37 protein-coding genes and 1 tRNA gene are annotated in these 21,047 nt (G+C 36.4%); 34 read left to right on the top strand and 4 right to left on the bottom strand.

Translation table 11 applies throughout. From position 1 onward, the window contains the following. Positions 1 to 68 precede the first annotated feature (68 nt). On the top strand, positions 69 to 488 hold the full coding sequence (locus tag ACFE0M_RS15675; RefSeq protein WP_434546728.1) for a UPF0158 family protein: 420 nt from the start codon (positions 69 to 71) through the stop codon (positions 486 to 488). 52 nt (positions 489 to 540) lie between these two features. Continuing rightward, positions 541 to 948, top strand: a complete 408-nt coding sequence (locus ACFE0M_RS15670; RefSeq protein ID WP_434546727.1) for a hypothetical protein — start codon at positions 541 to 543, stop codon at positions 946 to 948. 192 nt (positions 949 to 1,140) lie between these two features. On the opposite strand, the gene ACFE0M_RS15665 is transcribed toward ACFE0M_RS15670, so the two are convergent. After that, positions 1,141 to 1,596, bottom strand: a complete 456-nt coding sequence (locus tag ACFE0M_RS15665) for a hypothetical protein (RefSeq protein ID WP_434546726.1) — start codon at positions 1,594 to 1,596, stop codon at positions 1,141 to 1,143. Positions 1,597 to 1,673: 77 nt separating this feature from the next. On the opposite strand from ACFE0M_RS15665, the gene ACFE0M_RS15660 reads away from it, so the two are divergent. Next, positions 1,674 to 2,009, top strand: a complete 336-nt coding sequence (locus ACFE0M_RS15660; RefSeq protein ID WP_434546725.1) for a hypothetical protein — start codon at positions 1,674 to 1,676, stop codon at positions 2,007 to 2,009. Positions 2,010 to 2,355: 346 nt separating this feature from the next. On the opposite strand, the gene ACFE0M_RS15655 is transcribed toward ACFE0M_RS15660, so the two are convergent. The 3 genes from ACFE0M_RS15655 to ACFE0M_RS15645 form a co-directional block, all read right to left on the bottom strand. Then, positions 2,356 to 2,901: a hypothetical protein gene (locus ACFE0M_RS15655; RefSeq protein ID WP_434546724.1), complete on the bottom strand. Its 546-nt coding sequence runs from the start codon at positions 2,899 to 2,901 to the stop codon at positions 2,356 to 2,358. A 99-nt stretch (positions 2,902 to 3,000) separates the two neighbouring features. Continuing rightward, complete coding sequence (locus ACFE0M_RS15650; protein ID WP_434546723.1) at positions 3,001 to 3,915, bottom strand: exonuclease domain-containing protein; 915 nt, start codon at positions 3,913 to 3,915, stop codon at positions 3,001 to 3,003. Positions 3,916 to 3,955: 40 nt separating this feature from the next. Then, positions 3,956 to 4,390 (bottom strand): helix-turn-helix domain-containing protein, encoded by a 435-nt coding sequence (locus ACFE0M_RS15645; RefSeq protein ID WP_434546722.1) that lies wholly within the window; start codon positions 4,388 to 4,390, stop codon positions 3,956 to 3,958. Positions 4,391 to 4,587: 197 nt separating this feature from the next. Between ACFE0M_RS15645 and ACFE0M_RS15640 the strand changes: the two genes are divergently transcribed. From ACFE0M_RS15640 to ACFE0M_RS15490, 31 genes are all read left to right on the top strand, one after another. Further along, a complete protein-coding gene (locus ACFE0M_RS15640) occupies positions 4,588 to 5,046 on the top strand; it encodes a hypothetical protein (RefSeq protein ID WP_434546721.1) in 459 nt (152 codons plus the stop codon). 6 nt (positions 5,047 to 5,052) lie between these two features. Continuing rightward, entirely contained in the window at positions 5,053 to 5,505 is a 453-nt protein-coding gene (locus ACFE0M_RS15635; RefSeq protein ID WP_434546720.1) for a DUF4494 domain-containing protein, read from the top strand. A 39-nt stretch (positions 5,506 to 5,544) separates the two neighbouring features. Then, positions 5,545 to 5,617 (top strand) — tRNA-Met (locus tag ACFE0M_RS15630). Between the two features lie 362 nt (positions 5,618 to 5,979). Continuing rightward, positions 5,980 to 6,324, top strand: coding sequence for a helix-turn-helix domain-containing protein (locus ACFE0M_RS15625; RefSeq protein WP_434546719.1), 345 nt, complete (start codon positions 5,980 to 5,982; stop codon positions 6,322 to 6,324). Then, positions 6,321 to 6,647, top strand: coding sequence for a hypothetical protein (locus tag ACFE0M_RS15620; RefSeq protein ID WP_434546718.1), 327 nt, complete (start codon positions 6,321 to 6,323; stop codon positions 6,645 to 6,647). Before ACFE0M_RS15625 ends, ACFE0M_RS15620 begins: the two co-directional genes overlap by 4 nt. Continuing rightward, positions 6,647 to 6,967, top strand: a complete 321-nt coding sequence (locus tag ACFE0M_RS15615; protein ID WP_434546717.1) for a hypothetical protein — start codon at positions 6,647 to 6,649, stop codon at positions 6,965 to 6,967. Before ACFE0M_RS15620 ends, ACFE0M_RS15615 begins: the two co-directional genes overlap by 1 nt. 343 nt (positions 6,968 to 7,310) lie before the next feature. Further along, entirely contained in the window at positions 7,311 to 7,985 is a 675-nt protein-coding gene (locus ACFE0M_RS15610; RefSeq protein WP_434546716.1) for a hypothetical protein, read from the top strand. Then, the gene (locus ACFE0M_RS15605) at positions 7,982 to 8,365 is read left to right on the top strand and encodes a hypothetical protein (protein ID WP_434546715.1); all 384 of its coding nucleotides are present in this window, start codon (positions 7,982 to 7,984) and stop codon (positions 8,363 to 8,365) included. Before ACFE0M_RS15610 ends, ACFE0M_RS15605 begins: the two co-directional genes overlap by 4 nt. Position 8,366: 1 nt before the next feature. Beyond that, positions 8,367 to 8,558: a hypothetical protein gene (locus ACFE0M_RS15600; RefSeq protein ID WP_434546714.1), complete on the top strand. Its 192-nt coding sequence runs from the start codon at positions 8,367 to 8,369 to the stop codon at positions 8,556 to 8,558. Beyond that, positions 8,555 to 8,710, top strand: coding sequence for a hypothetical protein (locus ACFE0M_RS15595; RefSeq protein WP_434546713.1), 156 nt, complete (start codon positions 8,555 to 8,557; stop codon positions 8,708 to 8,710). The genes ACFE0M_RS15600 and ACFE0M_RS15595 overlap by 4 nt, the downstream gene beginning before the upstream one ends. Before the next feature lie 63 nt (positions 8,711 to 8,773). Further along, positions 8,774 to 8,977 carry a hypothetical protein gene (locus tag ACFE0M_RS15590; RefSeq protein ID WP_434546712.1) on the top strand — a complete coding sequence of 68 codons (204 nt, stop codon included), beginning with the start codon at positions 8,774 to 8,776 and terminating at the stop codon, positions 8,975 to 8,977. Next, positions 8,970 to 9,626, top strand: coding sequence for a hypothetical protein (locus ACFE0M_RS15585; protein ID WP_434546711.1), 657 nt, complete (start codon positions 8,970 to 8,972; stop codon positions 9,624 to 9,626). The genes ACFE0M_RS15590 and ACFE0M_RS15585 overlap by 8 nt, the downstream gene beginning before the upstream one ends. Then, positions 9,616 to 9,981, top strand: coding sequence for a hypothetical protein (locus ACFE0M_RS15580; RefSeq protein ID WP_434546710.1), 366 nt, complete (start codon positions 9,616 to 9,618; stop codon positions 9,979 to 9,981). The genes ACFE0M_RS15585 and ACFE0M_RS15580 overlap by 11 nt, the downstream gene beginning before the upstream one ends. Then, positions 9,971 to 10,657 (top strand): hypothetical protein, encoded by a 687-nt coding sequence (locus ACFE0M_RS15575; RefSeq protein ID WP_434546709.1) that lies wholly within the window; start codon positions 9,971 to 9,973, stop codon positions 10,655 to 10,657. Before ACFE0M_RS15580 ends, ACFE0M_RS15575 begins: the two co-directional genes overlap by 11 nt. Then, entirely contained in the window at positions 10,654 to 10,956 is a 303-nt protein-coding gene (locus ACFE0M_RS15570; protein WP_434546708.1) for a hypothetical protein, read from the top strand. The genes ACFE0M_RS15575 and ACFE0M_RS15570 overlap by 4 nt, the downstream gene beginning before the upstream one ends. A 3-nt stretch (positions 10,957 to 10,959) precedes the next feature. After that, complete coding sequence (locus tag ACFE0M_RS15565; protein WP_434546707.1) at positions 10,960 to 11,349, top strand: DUF7694 domain-containing protein; 390 nt, start codon at positions 10,960 to 10,962, stop codon at positions 11,347 to 11,349. A 114-nt stretch (positions 11,350 to 11,463) separates the two neighbouring features. Continuing rightward, positions 11,464 to 11,691, top strand: a complete 228-nt coding sequence (locus tag ACFE0M_RS15560) for a hypothetical protein (RefSeq protein WP_434546706.1) — start codon at positions 11,464 to 11,466, stop codon at positions 11,689 to 11,691. Between the two features lie 33 nt (positions 11,692 to 11,724). Next, complete coding sequence (locus ACFE0M_RS15555) at positions 11,725 to 12,078, top strand: hypothetical protein (RefSeq protein ID WP_434546705.1); 354 nt, start codon at positions 11,725 to 11,727, stop codon at positions 12,076 to 12,078. 132 nt (positions 12,079 to 12,210) lie between these two features. Beyond that, positions 12,211 to 12,933 carry a DNA cytosine methyltransferase gene (locus tag ACFE0M_RS15550; protein WP_434546704.1) on the top strand — a complete coding sequence of 241 codons (723 nt, stop codon included), beginning with the start codon at positions 12,211 to 12,213 and terminating at the stop codon, positions 12,931 to 12,933. Between the two features lie 178 nt (positions 12,934 to 13,111). Next, on the top strand, positions 13,112 to 13,336 hold the full coding sequence (locus ACFE0M_RS15545; protein WP_434546703.1) for a hypothetical protein: 225 nt from the start codon (positions 13,112 to 13,114) through the stop codon (positions 13,334 to 13,336). 60 nt (positions 13,337 to 13,396) lie between these two features. Then, a complete protein-coding gene (locus tag ACFE0M_RS15540) occupies positions 13,397 to 14,224 on the top strand; it encodes a tyrosine-type recombinase/integrase (RefSeq protein ID WP_434546702.1) in 828 nt (275 codons plus the stop codon). Further along, entirely contained in the window at positions 14,221 to 14,589 is a 369-nt protein-coding gene (locus ACFE0M_RS15535) for a hypothetical protein (protein WP_434546701.1), read from the top strand. Before ACFE0M_RS15540 ends, ACFE0M_RS15535 begins: the two co-directional genes overlap by 4 nt. A gap of 14 nt (positions 14,590 to 14,603) precedes the next feature. Then, positions 14,604 to 14,837 (top strand): hypothetical protein, encoded by a 234-nt coding sequence (locus ACFE0M_RS15530; protein ID WP_434546700.1) that lies wholly within the window; start codon positions 14,604 to 14,606, stop codon positions 14,835 to 14,837. 4 nt (positions 14,838 to 14,841) lie between these two features. After that, entirely contained in the window at positions 14,842 to 15,054 is a 213-nt protein-coding gene (locus tag ACFE0M_RS15525; protein WP_434546699.1) for a hypothetical protein, read from the top strand. Between the two features lie 160 nt (positions 15,055 to 15,214). Then, positions 15,215 to 15,694 carry a hypothetical protein gene (locus tag ACFE0M_RS15520; RefSeq protein WP_434546698.1) on the top strand — a complete coding sequence of 160 codons (480 nt, stop codon included), beginning with the start codon at positions 15,215 to 15,217 and terminating at the stop codon, positions 15,692 to 15,694. An 84-nt stretch (positions 15,695 to 15,778) separates the two neighbouring features. After that, a complete protein-coding gene (locus ACFE0M_RS15515; protein ID WP_434546697.1) occupies positions 15,779 to 16,327 on the top strand; it encodes a hypothetical protein in 549 nt (182 codons plus the stop codon). After that, complete coding sequence (locus tag ACFE0M_RS15510) at positions 16,327 to 17,079, top strand: hypothetical protein (protein WP_434546696.1); 753 nt, start codon at positions 16,327 to 16,329, stop codon at positions 17,077 to 17,079. Before ACFE0M_RS15515 ends, ACFE0M_RS15510 begins: the two co-directional genes overlap by 1 nt. A 2-nt stretch (positions 17,080 to 17,081) precedes the next feature. Beyond that, on the top strand, positions 17,082 to 18,581 hold the full coding sequence (locus ACFE0M_RS15505; protein ID WP_434546695.1) for a BspA family leucine-rich repeat surface protein: 1,500 nt from the start codon (positions 17,082 to 17,084) through the stop codon (positions 18,579 to 18,581). Between the two features lie 11 nt (positions 18,582 to 18,592). Then, positions 18,593 to 18,973, top strand: a complete 381-nt coding sequence (locus tag ACFE0M_RS15500; RefSeq protein WP_434546694.1) for a hypothetical protein — start codon at positions 18,593 to 18,595, stop codon at positions 18,971 to 18,973. Continuing rightward, on the top strand, positions 18,970 to 19,398 hold the full coding sequence (locus ACFE0M_RS15495) for a DUF1353 domain-containing protein (protein ID WP_434546693.1): 429 nt from the start codon (positions 18,970 to 18,972) through the stop codon (positions 19,396 to 19,398). The genes ACFE0M_RS15500 and ACFE0M_RS15495 overlap by 4 nt, the downstream gene beginning before the upstream one ends. 304 nt (positions 19,399 to 19,702) lie before the next feature. After that, the gene (locus ACFE0M_RS15490) at positions 19,703 to 21,046 is read left to right on the top strand and encodes a S49 family peptidase (protein ID WP_434546692.1); all 1,344 of its coding nucleotides are present in this window, start codon (positions 19,703 to 19,705) and stop codon (positions 21,044 to 21,046) included. The last annotated feature ends 1 nt before the right edge of the window (position 21,047 follow it).

The following is a 21,047-nucleotide window of genomic DNA, read 5'->3' as shown; positions in this document are numbered from 1 at the left end:
ATGCTATCAATTCAATTCTTTTATATAATAATGAAAATTCATAAATTGGTATGGAAAATTAAAATCCAATGCCAATTTCAGAGGAACATATAGAAGAAATTGCTGAATACCTTGAATGTGGTATGCTATGCTTTTATCATTGTCCCACTGAAACCATTGAATTCTATCCAGATGAAATGATGGAAGAAGAACTTTGGGAAGAAATTATTGACAAAATTGAAAATGATCGTAATAACTATGACCGCTTTGAAAAAATGGATTCACGGCAGAGTTTTAAGGTCATGGAGGATTTTGCCATTTCTTTAAAAGATGAGGACTTTAAAGCTGAAGCATTCAAAAAACTCTCCAATCGTAAGCCTTTCCGCAACTTTAAGGATTTAATAGACGCATCTGAATATCGCCAAGATTGGTTTGACTTCAAAAAGCAGGCATATATTGAATGGGTGAAAGAGCAGATTGAGGATAGGGGATCAAAACTATTGTATTGAATCCCTTATTTAAAATTGATTTATCTTGTTGAATTAATTGTAGATTTAAGTCATGAACATTATAAAATCATTAGTTGTAGTTTTTAGTCTTTTACTAATTGGTTGTGGAAATAAGTTGGAAGAAGAGGAACTAATAGGAAAATGGACAGTTTCAGAATTTGAAGCTAAAACCCCTCAATTTTCTCAAGCTTTAATTAATGGAGCTAGAGATGAAGTGTTATCAGCAACTTATTCATTTTATGGGGATAAAACTTTTAGCATTAAATCACAACTTGTTTCAAACGGTAAAAATGGGAAATTTGAGTATTTGGCTGATAGTAATTTACTAATATTAACATATTCCGACTTAGAAAATTCACCAGTAAAATTCAAGATAGAGGCATTAAGTGAAAAATCTTTGAAATGGACTCAAGATTTAGGAGAAATCGGAAGTCTCAACTATTTTTTAAAAAAAGAGTAATATTGAAGATACCTCTCTTTTTCGAAAATTTGAAATATTTTTAGATTCTTCTCAATCTATAAAAAAAAAGCCCTCTATAATTAAATAAAGGGCTTTTTAGTGATCCGTTCAGGATTCGAACCTGAGACCTACTGCTTAGAAGGCTAAAATTAAACCTTATAAATCAGTAACTTATATTTTATAGACATGATTTCAATCCTGACCGAACCACTTTACTACTCTGTTAACAGTAAGATTAGGCAATTTACCTTCAATACCAGAACTTAAATCTTTATGATATACCCATGCATTAGGTACACCCAAACTTTTTTCAAAATGTATTGTAATTTTATCGTCAGGCATTTCAAAAACCAAGGGTTTTTCAGGCATTGTTTCAAATCCTTTCATAATTTCATTATATAAATAAGCTAAAGCATCATCTTCATCATACATATAAAAAGTTTTATATACTTTTTTGGTTTGAAATTTTATGTCTTGATAGGTAAATCTGTACAAACCATCATCCGCTACATGCAATTCAAGCATTCCCCAGTAATTGCCCACCTTCTCCCAGCTTCTAACCTCCTTTTTTTGTATCTGAGCATTAGAAAAAGATGTTGCTGCAATAATCAGCACCCCAACGAACATCATTGTAATTAAATTTCTCATAGTATTATGTTTTGGTTTAAACTGCATATTAAAAAAATGTCTTCTGATACGCAATTGCTTTCTGTAATATTTGAAACATGGAAGCATTGATACCCAACCACCCCCTTTATTCTCTTTTTGAGCTAACGGAAAAGACAAAATATTACGATAAATACAAGCTCGACAACATTATGATTACTGTTTCAAAAAGAAATATCTACAGTCAATTATCAGTAGTGGATGTTGAGGAACGTAATTCATCTTTAGCCGCTACATCTTCCAAATTAATCTGTTTTCCATTTCAAAATGAAAAAGAGATGATAGCTATTTTAAATCGATTGAGTTCAGTTCGCGCTGTATTAAGTCAATATACTTCTTTGCAGCCGATTGAAGAGATTTTGAAAGAGCCTTTGTTTGAGAAGGTGGCGGATTAGCGTCAAGCTTACTTTCTATGTTGGATAATTTTTCAAGTATAAATTCATTAATAGAATTAAAGGCTTTACCCTGCTCAAAAATCGATATAGTATATTTAAAACTAGTCAATTTATCTTGAATATAATCTGATGTTGGCTCTTCATTCTCTTTCAAGCTATTTAAGAACTCTTTCGAATACGCTATTTGATTAACCACTACTTCTCTATCCATAGGCTTTGGTTTATTTCTTGCTTTTTATAACTACTTTCAACATATTGTAAAATTCTTCTTGATGTTCCTTTATTTGATTTTAATAATGTCTTCTGATACGCAATTGCTTTCTGCAATATTTGAAACATGAAAAAATTATTGGATCGTATCTTTTTTAGTGGAGTCTCTAATGATCAAATCATTAATAGGACTCGAAAACTCGCTATTGTTAATATTATCATTTTGATTTTGCTTGTATTGCATCAGTTTTATTTTATTTTCTATGTCCTGTAAATCAGATTTATACTGAAAGCTTGAGTAGAGACTATTAGCAAGAGCTATTACAGCAATGGTGATAGATATTATTTGACCGTAGAAAGAAGCCTTTATCTTTTTGTTCTTAAGATTTTCTAAAATATTTCTTTCCTTCAGCCAATTAGCATAACCTTGTTTTGATACATGGTAACCCTTATCTGTGAGTTCAAAAAAATACGGGTGATTCAGGTTCTCTCTCTTGGTGTTTATGATATCCTGTTTTTCCAAGACATTAATGATATGAATGTTAGCTTGGTAAGCACCATCATAAAAATCAAAGCCTGCATTTTCGAATTCATTCGATAGTTTTTCGATATTACATTTACCATCTTCATTGTATATAATATCTAAAACAAGCTGAGCTATTTTGATTTGGTTTTGCTTCATTATAAGGCTTTGGTTTAACTTATCAGCTATATTTATTTCTTGCTTTTAATAACTACTTTCAACATATTGTAAAATTCTTCGTGATGTGCCTTCATTTTATTATAAAAACTCCAAAAACTGATTCTCACTTATAATTTCAATATCAACTCCTGATTTCCGTAAATCATAAGCTTTCATTTGTTTTTTGCTCATATTAGAATCTCCCAGCTGTCTAAAATCTTGCTGACCCATCACTAATACATTGGTAGTACTTGTTACACCTCTTTGATTATTACCTCCTATATCTGCAATTAGTTGTTGAGCTTCAGTTCTCAGCATAGAAGTCAATTTCCCAGTGAACACAACATTTTTTCCATAGAAAAAAGAATCTTGGTTGAATAACTCAGGATTCCCAACTATTTTTTCTTTAGGTGAATAAGTCCTTTTATAAATGCTACCACATGGATGGTAGCCCTCTGGAAACAATTCACCTAATCTGACCTCTATCTTTTCGGTTATTTTATTAAAGTCATTTACACCTACAGTATCCAGAATATTCTTAGCTAATTTAGCAGTGGCTCTGCTGTCAGATTCAGCGTCATGATGATTTAATTCAATATTAAACTGGTTTGATAAATCAGCTAAACCAAAACTTAGAGCTTCTGGCCATACTTTTTTTGAAAAAATATAGGTGCAACCATAATTACAAAGCGGATAGTCTATATTAAAATGGTCTAATGAGTGTCTCAAAACACTCATATCAAAACCAGCATTATGAGCAATAATAAAATTATCTTGAAAGATTGGTTTTAATTCATCCCACAATTCATTTATATAGGGAGAGTCTTTCACGTCATTTGGCGTTATACCATGAATGCTAATATTAAATTCATCAAAATAGGGGAATTGAGGTGGTTTTATGAGGTACGATTTAGAGCTTTCAATTTCACCATCTTTAACAAATGTGAATCCTATTTGACAAGCAGAGCTTCTTTCGGAAGTAGCTGTTTCAAAATCAAAAGTTACAAAATTCATTTATATAGGTTTTAGTTTTGGTAGTTACTATTTGTATATACTATTTTTTGTTTTTCATTAAATATTTTAGCTTATTGAAAAAATCTATTTGATTCTTCTTTAATTCATCAACCATATCATCAATATCCATTTCTCCGCTTTCGTAAAAAATTTTGGGTTCGGATGATTTAGATGGTTCTTTATCTTCATCCTCTTTATAGATAGCTTTTTTATACATATTACCATCCCCCTTAATAAGCCAATCCATTCTGAGTTCGGGGTATAGTTCACATAATTTAGAGATGAAGTCAAAACTTGGATGACCTTCACCTCTAAGAACCCTAGAAATTCTAGAACCACTCTCGTAACCCATCTTTGTGGCTAGTCCATTTGCTGACAAATTTTTGTCAGCCATAAATATTTGCAGACGGTCTTTAAACTCCATAATATATGCTCTAAATGAGTCTAAGCCGTGATTGTAGTGTTCTTTTAACATGATTTATAGATAAAAACTATATGTAAAAATATTATCATATAAAAAATCTATATACAATTTCTAGGAAATATTTGCATAGTCTGGAAATATTTGCTTGATTTGTATATGTTATTTGTATGACATATTTGTCTAAACGGCTTAAACGACTTTAAAGTTAACAATTTTAGACTAATTGACAATTAAAGCACATAGTAAGCATGACCAAAGAGACTAAAAACTTCGACCCTGAAAAGAAAAAAGCCCAAGTTAGGTTTTACTGCTCGGCTGAGCTCCGTGCTAGCGTGTACGATTACATTGCTTTCAAACTCAGAACCACCGGAAAGGAAATGCCTTTCTCTAACGCTTTAATTGATTTGGTAGAAATGGGGCTTCAAATGCATACGCTAAACCTAGCATCTGATTTAGTAATCAATGCAGATTGGGGAAAAGCAGATAAAGCAGAAAATGAAGATGTTAAGGACACTGATGTCTCTAACAGAAAAACGGCTTATAAATCCAAATTCCAACAGCGATTGGAAGAAGCTCAAGCAGCTGCAGAAAAAGACAAGCAAGCTAGGACAAAGGAAAAAACTCAATCCTACGAATCAAAAAAGCTTGAGGAAATTAGGGATGCTGAAAAAGAGCATATAGAAAATCAATCTTCACACAATAAATAAAGACCTATGAAAACTTGGTTCAAAGCACGAGTAAAATACATGATCGAAGATGAAGTCGGAAGGCTCAAATCGGTAGTTCATCAGTACTTAGTTGATGCTGTTTCATTTACCGAAGCAGAAGAAAGAATTTACGCTGAAATGGGCGAAAGAGTGCGTGGAGAGTTCCTAATCAAAGGAATTACCAAGTCTAAAATTGTCGACTTATTTAAGTATGAAGATTCCGATATTTGGCACCTATGCAGGGTAGTCTATTACGTGGCTGAGGAAAGCGGCAAGGAAAAGAAAATCACTAATGATATGCTGGTAACGGCTCAAAACGTGAAACAAGCCTACGACCGCATTTTCGAAAGCCTTAATAATATGATGGTTTCCTTCCAGGTAACCAAAGTAGAAGAAAGCCCAATTGTAGAGGCATTTGATTACCAGTCTGAGGAAGCGCCTGAGACTGAAAAGCAGTAGTACTAAGTACTCGCTACTTAATACTCAATACTAATATATTGCGGGGTGGAGCACTCGGTAGCTCGCTGGGCTCATAACCCAGAGACCGCAGGTTCGAGTCCTGCCCCCGCTACAAAACGGAAAGCAAAAGGCCTTCCGTCAATATAGCTTCGTGTTCTAGGCAATGATTGTATTCATAGTTTAATGGTTATGTTGAATCCTAAAAAGCGGTGCTACGAAGCTAGCCGCTTTTATTTCACTAACAATGATAGCCTAGCGCAAGCGTCTCGCTTGTGCTTTTCGAGAACACGAACTAGAAGAAATTAAATGCATTGCTTGTGGGCTATTGGTAACGAATGAACGGTGTTCAAGCAATCAATCTAAATATTAGTCCAATTTCATTATCTGGTTGGTTTTATACATTTCCCAACCAGGCATAGGGGAGCCAGTGAGAGGCTTTGATTAGCCTCTCATTATTTTACAATAATTAAAACAATGCAAGAAGCGCAGACTACATACAGCAACGACCTACAGCAACCGCTAACCAAAGCGGATGCATTGGTATTAATGCGCAAGCTTGACAGGCTCCTTAGTGAAGTGGAAAAGCTTCAAAATCAAAATGACAAAGCATTTTATACTTGTAAGGAGTTTTCCGATAAAACAGGTATTCCTGAAAGCACTGTCAGGTATCATTGCAATACAGGCGAAATATCGGCCACAAAAAGAGGAAAGTCTTGGCAAATACCTGCAGAGGAACTAAAAAATGCCAGTGAGCTCGATCCAGAAGCTACAAGCTTCAAGGCTCGTTTAAAATCGAAATCAAAACACAATAATAAATGACCACAACGAATCAAATACTAACGCCCGAATTTCAGGACTTCTGCAAAGCGGAAGCTATGAAGAGCATGATAAGGGCTCAGCAACATCTGCAAAGGGGCGTGCTTTCCATGCACGACAAAGCCAAAAGGACCCAGCAGTTCTATCAAAACATATTGCTTATGGAAAAATCCAACAAAGAGGATGCGAAGAAGATCCGCCAAAGCATAGAGCAGAAGAAGGAAATCCTGAAAAGAGATATTCCGGACGATGTAAAAGTAATGATCCGTAAGGATATTGAACTGCTCAGCCAAATAATAGGCTCACAAAATAAACTGAACAGATAATGGAATTCAACACGAACGATATCATCGTATGGCTGGAAAGCAAGCGAAGGGAAATCCCTCGTGAGTTCATGTCCATTATAGAAGACGAAGGCCACGACCAGGCTAAAATAAGACAAAGACAAATGGCAAACGAATATCAAATGCTGTCCACAGCAATTGATAAACTCAGCCAGTTAAAAAATATTGATCCTGAGATGGCGCAAGCATCTCTAAAAAACAAGTTGACGCAACCGTCTCGCTTGTGCCCTTCAAACGGGCATCACATCAGCCCAGAAGACATCACAAACGAAATTTTAGGACTTAAACGCTTCACAGCATGAACTACTTTAATCACCTCACCGGCTTTACTTAGCCCCTCACCCACCATACGGGAATGAACTGAACGCTAACGTGGCGGATTAGGGAATTCATACATATTGATACGCTTGACAAAGTCTCAAATCAGCGTAAACAGGAAAGCTACGTCCAATTTTTATTGGATTTTTTAAACTAGCTTATATTCTGTTCTCCGTTAGGGGAGACCCTGAGACCCTTGTTTTTTAAAACAAGTTGTCAATAAGTTTCAAGTTGTCAAGTTTACCCTTTTAGTTATTCCAAGTTACTCAGAGTTAATCAATAGTTAACAGAATAAAATTTTGCACGATTTTAAAACCGACCAAAAACATGTCAGAAAGACAGAAAAAAAATAAATTCGAAGCCAACCGCGATAAGTGGGACCCGCTTCACTCCACTTTCAAATGGAATATTTACATGGCTAATGGGAAAATCCTCACCGGCTACAGCAAGCATTCCGTGAGCAACGAAAGGATGGATAAGGATATCCTGCTTCAAAAATGCATAGTAAGGCTTTACAACGCTGGATATTTGCATAAAAAAAGCCTTGGCACCGAAAAAGAAACGGACGCAATCTATTTCTACGACAATCAAAAGCTGAACGAGCCGCACTTTCTAGTGATGTATATGGAAGCCTACGAGCTTTCCGATATCCAAAATACAAAGCTGGTGAAGTTCATGAGCCGCATATACGAAATGATGGAAGGTAAAAGAGGTTATTTAAATCTCATTGACGATGATAAAGCCAAAACAGGCGATGTCCTGGCATTGGATAAACCTCGCTTTCCGGATATATCGAGCCTTAACCGTTATTGTGCTATGTTGATTAAAAACAATACTCGTGAGAAAAACGAAGTGGATCACTTCTACAAGCGATACAAAGAACTCTATTTAGGAAGCAGTAAAGCTGAAATTAAAAAAGCTAGGACTGAATCGCAGAAAAATCACGAAGAAATAGGGAAGAATCACCTAGCCAAATTAACTAATAAATTTCAAAAGCCATGAGCACCACCACTAAAAAAAGAAATCCTAAGGTGAAATTAACGCCTACTAATAAAGTGGCCATCAATTTAAGCTACTATGAAACTATTTCATTAAAAGCATTTTTGGAAAGCTTATTTGATACTTTCGAAGGCAAACACCTTTATGGAAATTTAGATATTTCTAAAGCTAGAAATTTGGTATTTCATGATGCAATCATGTCAGTTTACCGAAAAAACTTCACGAAACTAAGCCTTCCTGAACGTGAAAATAAAATAACTATTAGCATTGGCCAAGGAGCAAGCATCTGGATATTCTATAACAGGATAGTAAAGGAATATTCAAATGAAATGCTAGAGTGCTTAAGAGAAATAATGGAAGGCATTCAACAAAAATTATCATAATATGAACAATTCAAATCCACTATTCACAGAATTATTCAACAAAATAAAGCACGTCAGAAGCTTACAGAAGCAATCAGACGGCAAAAAGTCCCCAGCAATCCTTTCAAGCGTAAAAACGCACGAAACAGAGCTAGACCAATTTATTTTGAAAATTGACAGAAAACTAGAAGCACGTAAAAAGACCGCATCATGAGTAATGAATCATTTGTTGAAGATTTGGTAAGAGACTTCTTCCTCCTTTCAGGAGCAATGGATAATGAATTTGATTTAAATGATTTCAATACTGAATATGTGGATAGCACGATTGATGAACAATGCTTTATATCAGTATCAGTAAATAATTAAATAAATATTTAACCAATAAAATGCTTACTAATTCCCCCTTTGGGGGATAGGGGGCTACACAATATGAAAGACCAACTACTATTCAGAACAAAACACCGTGGCTTGATGCTGCTCATCGGCATCATCATGGCAAGCTGTAGCATAGGACTACAGCTCAGCACGGAAATGGGAATCTTTAATCAAAAGCACAAAAAGGAGCTATTCAGAAGATTCGGACTAAGAAAAACAAGCCGAAAAAGCAGAAAGGAGGAAAATTTTAATGAGTAATTCACACGAAAAACCCATGCTATTCAGTACCGAAATGGTGGAATCCATTATTAAAGGCAATAAAACCGAAACCCGAAGAACAAACGGACTAGAAGAAATTAATAAAAACCCCAATGACTGGGCAAACATTGACATCCAGTGGGGAATAGATAAATGCTATATCTCCGCCATCAACAGAAAATCGGGTGAAATTTTGGACATCAAATGTCCATACGGTACCATTCACACAAAAATTTGGATCCGTGAAACCTGGGCTGAACTTGATTTCTTAGCACATGACCAATTAGGCGTGGTGTATAAGGCTTCCGAAATAGGAAAAGATTGGGAAGCCAATGATGAAGCATGGACCTGGAAACCATCCATTCACATGCCTAAAAAGTACGCTAGAATCTGGCTCAAAATAGAATCCATCGGAATAGATCGCTTAAAAAACATTTCAAAAGAAGATGCTATCGCAGAAGGAATCGAAGTATTGGAAAAAGATGTCCAATACTCTTACAAAGATTACCTATCCGATGAAGTGTACTATTTTGACCCTCGAAACAGCTTCGAAAGCCTGTGGGATAGCATCAATGGCGAAGGTGCTTGGGATTTTAACCCATGGGTGTGGGTAATCAAGTTTAGAAAGGAGGTAGTAAATGAGTCGTAAATATCAACCAAGCAACGGAACAGAAGGAATGTCTTTTTTAGAAGATCATTGCATGCAGTGTATTAATTGTGATCCGAATCCTGAAGGGAAAAAGCAATGTGATATCATGATGAGATCAATGGCTTATTCTGTCACAGATAAAGAATATCCATCTGAGTGGATTTATAATGAAGAGGGAAAACCAACTTGTACCGAATTTGTAAAATGGGATTGGGGAATTGGTGGTGATCCATACGATCCTTCAAATCCAAATAAGCCGGATGACCCTAAAGATCCTAATCAGTTGGATTTATTTCCAATTTATCCAACCGAGCAAACATATCAAAAAATAAAGGAGTTAGAAAATGTCAGATAAGCAAAACCCTATTCACAGTATTGCCAAATTCATCACCAGCAGCTCAGCCGTAACACTGGGCTTGCTGGTGATCATCATGGCCATGATATTCGAAACGCAAACCCTGCTCTATATTCAGCTTCAATCCGTAGGCATGCAAGGCTATAAACTGTATGTGACTAGTTTTGGGCTAGCCATCGGCATAGAGTTTATTATTTTGCTCTTCACAGCTAATAACAAGGTAAGCACCGAAGGTCAGACCGGCAACCGCTGGCGTTATACCAATAAGACCGTATTCACCGCCCCGGTAGTCTTCGGAATTTCCTCATTTATTATCAACTTCTATTTCTGGAAAGCCTACGATTTCAGCCGAGATTGGCAATGGATCCTATTCAGTATTTTCATCAGCTGGCTATTGGCTTACATCAATTACAAGCTAAGTGAACTCTTCATCACCAAATGGTCAGCCCACCTCAACCAAGTTGACTTGCAAGTGAAGTGCAATGAACTGGAAGTGATTAAAGATGAACTAGAGGTGAAAAGGAATGAACTGAGGGTAAAGTATGATGAACTAATATCTGTAAGTAAAATTGACAAACAGAATATTAAGAACATTGAACACGATTATAGTATTCTGCTTGAGGAAGTCGAAGAATTAAGATCAAAATTAAGTAGAAAAAAAACTCGAAAGTTATGAGCAGAATAACTTATAAATATCGTAGTAGCGGAACAAAATCCAATAGCTGGAAAATTGTGGCATTATTTGGATACTGGCCAATAAGAAGTGAAATACATAAAGGTTATTATTATGCGAAAGAATTCGCTGATCGAAAAATGACTCAAGAAGAAGAGAAAGCTTTAAAAGAAATGTGGAGATATACTGCTTTTACCTATCAATCGATTGAGGAATTATTAGATGATGAAAGAATGCAACTTGGGAAAGATCATCCTTTTATATCGGAGTTAAAAGCAAAGTTTAATGAATCTAAAAATTAAGCGATGAACACCACCAGACAAAGAAGAATAGCAGCAAAAAAGGAATTCAAAAAGCCAGTCACCAAATTCGAGCAGATTGATTTATCGAATCAAAAAGGTATGCTTCCCAGAGGAATGACCAGGGCTTTCAGGAATACACGCTATACAGTTATGATTTACGACAATCAGCCCGTAAGCACTGGCAAAGCCATAAGAGTAATGATTCAAAAACATGATGACAGACCTATTTTAAATCATTGGTATGAAATCCAGAAAATTAAAAATGAAATCTTCGGGGAAGAAGTAACTGCAATCGAATATTACCCAGCCGAAAAGGACTTGATTGACGACTATAATATTTACTGGATTTGGATATTCCCTGAAGGTGTTTTGCCTATGCCAGTGATGAATTGACGTCTAACGGCTTTAATAAACACATGTGGCGCAACCCACGCCACTTAAAATAGGATGCAAAACGCCAACTTGCGCCATTGGGTTTATTTATTGTTGGCATTTCGTTTTTGAGCGATGGCAAAAAGATTAACAGTAAGAAATAAGGCATTTACACAAGGATACATTTGTGCTTGTGCTACAATGCTTCAAGAACACGGTAACGGTACAGAAGTAGAAGACTGTCTTAGAGGTAATTTCATCTCAATTGAAGACCTTAGAAGGCATGAAGTAGATGAACACGACATTGAAATATTGATGCCTGTAATAAAAGAGATTGAGCGTAAACGTGCGTTGGCTAAATGAATGCCAACGGCAACTCGTGTAAACGCTGGACGGATGAAGAACAATAAAAACAAAATTATGAAAGAAGATATAAGAGATACAATGATTCTTGTTAGAATGAAAGTTTTAAATGTAGATGAAGGCACTAAACAAATTTTGTCTTTATTGGGCGAAAATACGGAAGGCGTTTCAGATGCTAGCACTAAGTCTGGCGTTTTACACGATGTTGGAGAAAGTCACGCAAGCGTGGAGAACTGCGAAAGTGATTTAGCATCTGGCGAGTTGCCGTTGGAGAAAATAACCGATGATGGGAAGAAATGTCTTGATTGCGGAAAGGTTTATGATAGAGAAGCTGATAGTCAATTTATTTACTTGACATGTGATTGCGGAACTAAAAGACATTTCTGAAGTCATCGTAGCGAAGCGTTATTTTCTTCAACGGATGGTGCTATGGTGCGGCTTGTGTTGCGCCTGCGGCAAACTGCATTATAGCACGTGTTAGCCATCTGGTGCGGTCAATTAACCACAAAACTTTATTAAATGAACGATACTAATAATTTATTTGAGCGAGGGCAAAAAACTAAAATGCTGAATCTATACGCTGGACTTGGAGGCAATCGCCTAAAGTTGCAAAATGTAGATGTTACCGCAGTAGAATTTGACCCTAAAATTGCAAAGGTGTACCAGGACAATAACCCAAACGACACGGTTATTGTTGGTGATGCAATGGACTACCTTAAAAAGCACCGAAACGAATTTGATTTTATTTGGGCTTCACCACCTTGCCAAAAGCATAGTAAGATGATGAAAGCTACCCGACACGATGTAGCAGACTTCTTTGATTTGCAATTGTGGCAAGTAATAATTTTCCTTAGCCACTTTTATAAAGGTAGTTGGGTAGTAGAAAATGTGAAACCATATTACGAGCCATTGATTAAACCACGAAAAGAACTTGGAAGGCATTTAATATGGAGCAATTTTGATATTGAATATTTTGAAATGCCAAACATTAAGAACTTTATAACGCAAGGAACGACCAAAGAAACCGAGAAATTTAAAGAGTGGCTTGGTATAAAGTACGAAGGAAATATCTATTACAAAGGGAATCATTGCCCTGGGCAAGTCCTTAGAAATTGTGTTCATCCTGATTTTGGACTTCACATTTTCAATTGCTTTGAAAAAGCAAAAGAGCGTGGGCAAATAAATTATGGTCAAGTAGCACTAAACTTTGATTTGGAACACAAAAGTAGCACTTGTGGCTAACGGATTTGCGCTAAACCCATGTTAAGGGTGATTTTTTGAGGTACGAGAAAAAGGAAAACCCTTAATTGGGTTTAACTCATGTTCGGGTCACGTTCGTTCCGTCATCTGATAAATTAGATTAGGACGAGCGCAAAGCCGTTCAGGCTCAATTAGGTAGTGAGAATTTAAAATTTTTTTTATGAAAACGAGATTTGATAGAGTATTCTTTGAAAACAGATGGATTCAAAAAAAACATAGGCGTAGAGCTAATTGGACAATCATTGGTATTTCTACTTGGTGGAGTAGTCCATATTCCTACAAGTATAGCTTTTGTTTTTTTGGATTAGAAGCACACATTTGGCTTGAAAAAATTTTAAATGAAGCTACCGTCAAGAGTAGTGACGAAGGAACGGAACGCAATTGAGCCTGAACATCAAGCTAAAAACCACACACAATAATTAACTGACCAACAAATACTTATAATATGGATTTTCGAAACTACAAAGAAAAGTATCGAGCCGCTTTAAAGTCGGCCAACATGAAGGAAAATACGATTAAAACCTATTGCGGATGTATGCAAATGTACTTTCAGCATTTCAAAAAAGAAGCAGAACCAAAGGCAGTATCAGCAGAGCAAATCAAGTTTTATTTAAGCGGACTATCTTCCCCAGCATATCAAAGGCAAATGTACGGAGCATTAAAAAACTTCTACATTTACGTTATTAATCAGCCTAAAAAGCTGCAATACGTACCCTTTGCAAAGCGAGAAGAAAAAGTACCGATCGTCCTCAGCCAGCAGGAAATAGAACGCATCATATTAGCCACCAATAATCTAAAGCACAAATTGATTATTATTTTGCTGTATTCCTTCGGGATCCGCAGGCAGGAATTAATTGATATGCAATTCAGTTGGATTGACCGCCAAAATATGTTCCTGAAAGTAAAAGGAAAAGGCAATAAAGAAAGACTAATCCCAATCCAAGAGCGAATATTAAACATCATGGAGCAGTACTATAAGCAGTACCGCCCAAATCAATACATGATTGAAGGTGCAAAAGGAGCAAAATACAGCCCAACCAGCATTTCCAAAATCATCAAAAGAGCAGCCGCCAAAGCAGGCGTAAGAAAAGAAGTCACCGCCCACACCTTCCGGCACAGCTACGCCACGCATTTGCTAGATCATGGCATAAGCTTAAGAGAAATTCAAGTGCTACTGGGCCATAGCTCAAGCAAAACCACCGAAAGATACACCACCGTTTCATCCGTCCACCTAAATCAATTATATTCACCTATTCAAAGCATTAACCTATGAAATTTGTATATACTAAATGTAGTCACGGTTTATTTCCTACTTCTTGCTTGGAATGTCCGAAGGTTAAAGAACCTATCCATAGAGAAATATTCCTTTTAGGAATTCATGAAACAATAGTAGTAGATCAAGAATGGGTAACTTTAAAAGTTTACACGAAAAATTCTGATTTAGAAGTAGCTCATTTTCAGCTTTCAGAAATTTTGGATCTAAGGCTCACTATTAAGGGTAATAAAAACTATAGGTTTGTATCTGATGCAGATGGATCTAAAAAAAAACTCCATGATTTTATTATTAAAAAAGTGGAAGAACAGCATGTAATTGAACCGATAGAAATTAATAGTAGTAACATACGTCAGTACTCCTAATAAAAAACTTAGATATGCTTCAAAATAATATAGAAAAAGAATTAGATCTTAATTCCTTTAACGGAAGGAAAGAAATTTTCCAAGCGATCAAAAAAAGCAATAATACTTTCAATGATAAAGTAAGATTATGGAGTATAATTGTTAGTCCTACTATTAAAATAATTTCAATAGTAGAGCAGAGAGATCATTTACATATTAATTATTTAACCGAGGAACAACTAAAAACGCTATATTACTACAATAAATAATATCATGCCTCTAAAATCAAACTCGCATTACATAATATCTATTGATGATATTGATGTTAAAAAAGGTTTTCCTAAAGATTTTCATATTGAAAAACCAATAGAAATGGATATGTCTTTAATCTATATCCGTTTTGGAAATGGAACTGAAATAAAATTATCAAACAAACAAAACAATGATAATAGCAGAGGATTAAATACTGATTTCTTTAAAAAATAACCTCTAGCTAGCGCAAGCGTCTCGCTTTTGCTACCAGATTAAAGCAAAAAACTCCCAATCTAGCACCCAAAATTCCCCCTTTTGGGGTTAGGGGGCTGTAACTAGCGCACCACCGCTAACCACACTTGCAACAATCCAAACAGGCTACTTAACTTAGCCTATGCTTTTAAATATACCCGTAAAACCTCACGTTCTTAAGTTTTTAGAAGAAAAATACCCCGAAGGCTACACCCTAAATGAGCGGGACCACATCGGCACCATCATTTACACTTTAGTAAGAAGGCAAGCCAATTGGAAGCATTACGAAAAGTTCCTTAATCAATACATAGAAAATTTTCACGTAGAAGTACCCGAAAAGCTTTTCTTCCGAGAAAGCTGCAGACATCTCACAGCCTTCACCATTTGCAAATTCAACAGTATTATAGAAGGCATCATGCGCGACCAGTGCATGTATCATTTATTTTTGGTTCAGGATGTGGTACCACTCAAGCACGCCATTTATAAATGGTTAGAATTTTACGACATCGAAGAAGGTGGGAGTTTCAATTACAGATCCTTAGCCAAGCATTTCCAGAGATTTATGGAAGCAAAAAAAAATGAAAAAAGATGTCTTAATAATGTCGCTCAAAAATCAGCTTAAAAATTATACATTTCCACCATGATTCAAGACTTAGACTTTCCCATCATAGTTGACAATTTCGGAGGCGTCTGGAAATTTTTCTTCGTGCCCGTGGAAGATGTGCTTTCGCAAAATGGTGCCGAAGTCATTTTGAAAGATTCCGCCCGATGGTTCACAGGAAAGTCAAGCCGAAAAACCTTGAACTTTAAAGAAAATCAAAAGACCGACCGAAACGGAACTGTATTCGCCCCAGTGCTGGAAGGAAGCCTCCCGAAAATTACGCCCGAGCTACGAGAGAAAATCAACGCCATGTATGGGAAAGATTTCCTACTCGTATATCACGACTTCAATAATTACCGATGGCTGGTAGGAAGTTTGGAAAGCCCATTAAAGTTTTTTGCAGATTTAGAAACAGGCGACCGCCCCGATTCACGGAATCATTTCCCTTTCAGTTTCGAAAGTCCGATTACCCGCAATCCGATTTTACCTTATAATGGGGAGATCAACACAGTCGAGCCAACAGAGCCAGGGGAAACGCCCTGCTTACCCGTTACCATCAAAAATATATTGGGAGAAACCATTTACACCGCCCAGCCCGGGAGCACCATCACACTAGACACCGATTTTGGACAAGATTTTATTGAAATAAACTAATGGCACTCACTTACAATCAAATAAAGAACCTGGTAATCCAAAACACCCAGCCGATTATCAAGCGAGCCACCAAATTAAAAGAGCTCTTTCTGGAAATATTGGAATTTGCCAACTCAGGCCAATACGGTGATTTGGATTTAGAATATGACCCCGCAGAAACCTACGGAACAGCAGAAGCCAAAAAATATGTAGAGTATATCAACCGCCTTTGGAAAGCCAAGCAAGCCAGCTTCAGCGGACAAGCCCCGCCAACAGATATTAACGTTGACCAGAATTTCTATTGGGAAGTAGTTTCCGAATCAGAAGTATCCGGAATAAAAGCATGGCAGGATGGGTTGTTCGGATCTGGCTTAATAGTAGTGGATTACCAAGGCCAACTCTATAAGTTAGATGATAATGTCACCAGACCATTCGAAAGTACTGATTTTGCAGCTGAATTGGCAAATGGGGATTGGGAAGAATATTACAAGCTTTATCCAATAGTTAGAACAGGCTCAGAAATAGCCTTCGACCGTCCAGCGCAATACGGAACTGATTTAGCACCATTGACAGTAACCACTTTAACCGATACCGAAACAGCTGCAAAAAACCTGATTCAAAAAATATACATACAAGCAGCAAGTTTTTCACCGCCTGCAAGCTGGCAAAAATTAGCCACTTCAGAGGATTATGACCCAGCCGTGGTGAATATCATCATAGTAGAACGAGAGCGTTCCGATAGAAAAATTTACTCCATAACAAAAGATGCATAGCCATGAATAATTTAATGAGACGCCATTTTATAGGAGGTAAAAAATTAGTTGACCCGACAAGCACTGTTTTTGAAGTAGAAACTAACAGTCCAGATCAAACATTTGAAATAACTTTATTCTTGGACGGTAATTACAATTTTGAAGTAGATTGGGGAGATGGAAGTATTAACACGATAACAACCTATAATGATGCTAACTTAATACATAACTATTCAAATACAGGTAATTATGATGTAGTATTAACTGGAACTGTAAATGGAATTAAAATATTAAATCAACCTAGAATAAAATACATAAAACAATGGGGTTCTGCTTTGAACTGGGCTGGATTTGAGAATTGCGGACTTTTAGAAGATTTAAGTACCGATATACCTCAGTCTTTTAGAAACAATTCAATGGCTAGCTTTTTTCTTAATTCTACTTCATTTACAGGTGGAGTAAATATGAATAATTGGAATGTTTCAGGAATTACTGAGTTTACTCAATGTTTTAGAGATACTAGCTTTAATTCTAACATAAACAATTGGGATGTTAGTTCTGCATCTAAATTAGATATAATGTTTTTTGGAACACCTTTTAATCAGCCCTTAAATAATTGGGATGTTTCAAATTGTATAGACTTTAGAGCTATGTTCCATTCATGCCCTGACTTCAATCAAGATATTACAGCATGGACGTTTAATTCTGTGACAAATTTCACTTTAGCAGAAATGTTTATATCCGCTAACTCATTCAATCAAGACATATCCACATGGGATGTATCTAATTGTAATAATATGAGTTATATGTTTCAAAATAATACTATTTTCAATCAAGATATATCAACTTGGAATGTATCTAGTGTGACAACTATGAGAAGTATGTTTCAAGGTTCTGTATTCAATATAGATATATCAAGCTGGAATGTTTCAGGAGTTACAAATATGCAGGATATGTTTAGAGCTTCGCAATACAATAAACCTCTAAACACATGGAATGTATCAAATGTTACGACTATGAGTGCGATGTTTTTTCAATCGCAATTCAATCAGCCCCTAAATTCTTGGGTAACATCAGCTTGTAATAATATGCAATCAATGTTTAGGTCTTGCCCTTTCAATCAAGATATATCAACTTGGAATGTATCCTCGCTAATAAATGGCTTTGGAATGTTTCAAGATAACACTCTTTTCAATCAAGACCTTTCAAATTGGAGTACTGGAGTATTAAATGACACAAGAAATATGTTTAGAAACACATCTGCTAATTTTAATGCGTCATCATGGGTAGTTCAAAATTTAAGCTTCGCAGATAATATGTTCCTAGATAGTGATTTATCAACCAGTAATTACGATGCTTTATTAGTTGGATGGGAAAGTCAAAAACCTAACTTAGAACAAGGGGTTTTGTTAGGACTAGGAACAACGCAATACACAGCAGGAAGCGAAGCAGAAACAGCTAGAGCAAATTTAACTGACCCTGCTCAATTTAATTGGACTATAACAGACGGAGGAGCAATTTAAACTATAAAATAATGCAACAATTAACAATAGACGGAAAAAACTACGACATCACCTTCATGGAAGATATTGTCGAAGTAGAGTACCAAGACGAAGTTACTGGACTTAAAACAGTCTTAGTATTTGAGGAACTAACCATCAAAAAAGGAGTAATAAAAACTGAGGTGCATCAATTTCAGATTACACCAACCGGAGAAAGGATTCAAAGAAATGTATATAAAAGAACCACATCTGAAGTAGATAGGCAAACCTTCATTAATTCACCGATTGCCAATTTAATTTTGAAGTTCATCACAAATGGTATATTCAGGTTCTTAATCCAATCTACCTACAAAGTTTATGATATGAACGGTAATTTAATTCAAGAGCAACCCGTATTACCACCTTCAGAATGAAAAATATATTTGAAAACGCTTCAAGTTTCAATCAAGATTTATCTGCTTGGAAGATAATTGATGAAATAGAAATGATTTCAGGCTTTATTTTTTACGACAATATTAAAAAGAAATGCCTCTTTGAATTGGCAGAGCCATTGATTTTCCAACTTTCCACAGTTGAAGAAACATATATTCCCGTTCAGTACCGAACCGATTTCGCCACCGTTCCGCAATGGGCACGCTCCGTAATCAACGTGCTGGACAAACATTATCAAGCCTGCATCCTTCACGATTGGCTCTATGACACCCAATACAAATCCCGCAAATTCGCTGATGATGAGTTTTTAAAAGCCATGAAAAAGCATGGAGTTAAGAAATGGAAAAGGGATTTGATGTGGTTTGCCGTGAGGGTTGGCGGTCAAAAACGTTGGAAAGCCCCCTAACCCCCAAAGGGGGAACTACGCACGGAATATATTTAGTGCTTCAATTTCAAATAATATGCTTTTAAAACCCGTAAAGATTGATTTTACAGAAAAATTGTAAAAATACATTTAATGCTGGCGCGCGCTTCTTAGCGCGTGTCCACCGATTAAAAGTAAATCACCGCCAATCCAGCACTTCCCCATTCCCCCTTTGGGGGTTAGGGGGCTTTCGGGGGCTGGGGGGCTGTAAAATTGTCTTCCAATCCCAACTATCGCTTAATCATCTTTACAATGTCGCATTAAGCCGGCACTGTAAAGAGTAAGCATGATAGAACTAATATCTCAAAAATTCTGGGCAATAGAACCCGACTTCTTCGAAAAAGTGAAGCCACTGGCTTTGCGCTTGATAAGCAATGGAAAAGACTTTTCCGCTTTTCAGAAACGAAAAATCGGGGCAAACATCCAATTACAAGGATCTGATTCTTTACCTGGTATCCCTGAAGTAAAAGGACATCCGCAAATAGCCGTCATTCCTTTATTTGGAGGGATGACCAAACGTGGCGACATGTGCAGTTACGGCATGCAGGATATTTCCTACATGATTGATAGGGTTAATAAATCCGAAAATCACAAAGCTTGGATATTATTAGTTGATTCAGGTGGTGGCACTGTGGACGGAACCCCAGAGTTTGCCAACGATATATTAAATTCTAAAAAGCCAAACCTCACTTTCATAGACGGAATGTATTGCAGTGCTGCAGTATGGGCAGGATCAGGCTCCAAATTCCGAATGGCTAATAAGTTGAATCATAATACCATTGGCAGTATCGGTACACTTTATATGCACATCAATCAATCCGAATGGATAAAAGAAAATGTGGGTGAGGTAACCATTTTCCGAAGCACCAAATCAGAAGACAAAGCCCGCATCAATTCTATTGAGCCGCTCACCGATGAGCAGAAAAGCAAAATCATTAATGAACTGGACAAAATCACAGTAGAATTTCATCAGGCAGTCAAAAATAATTTAGGAGATAGAGTTTCCGAAGATGCTCCCATCTGGACAGGCGAGACCTTCGATAATAAACTAGCCAATAAATACGGCTTAGTAGATGCAATCGGAACCTTCGAGGATGCAGTCAAAAAAACATTACAGCTCATAAAAGAGCATGAAAAAGAATTGAAAGCCAACAATGTAAATGGCTACCAGTCAAATCATAATTCTAACTTAAATCAAAATCACATGAGTTTAATGGGTTTCTTAACCGGCAAAGAAAAAGCCGAGGACGGAAAAATTTCAATGACTACCGAAGAGGTAGAAAATTTGAAAAAAGAAGCCAGCCAAAGCGAAGCCGCTAAGGAAGCTTCAAAAGCAAAGGTGACAGAGCTGCAAAGCACTGTAGAAGAAAAAACTGCTAAAATCACAGAATTGGAAGCTTCCATTGCTGAGAAAGACAAGCAGATCGAAACGCTTACTGCAGACAAAGAAGCTGCAGAGCAAAAAGCTGAGGAGTACGGTCAAAAAGCGGGAGCAATCCACACCAAGCCGAAAGCTAATGCCGATAAGCAGGATGAAGAAGAGGAAGAAGAATTCTTGACTCAGACTGACATTGAAACCAGAGAGTTTAAAAAGAAATCTAAAATGAACGCCAACTTTAAATTGAATTAAT

Source organism: Marivirga sp., from assembly GCF_051117495.1.
Classification (GTDB): Bacteria; Bacteroidota; Bacteroidia; order Cytophagales; family Cyclobacteriaceae; genus Marivirga.
Note: the sequence above shows the minus strand (reverse complement) of the source record. Positions and strands in the feature narration are given on the sequence as shown.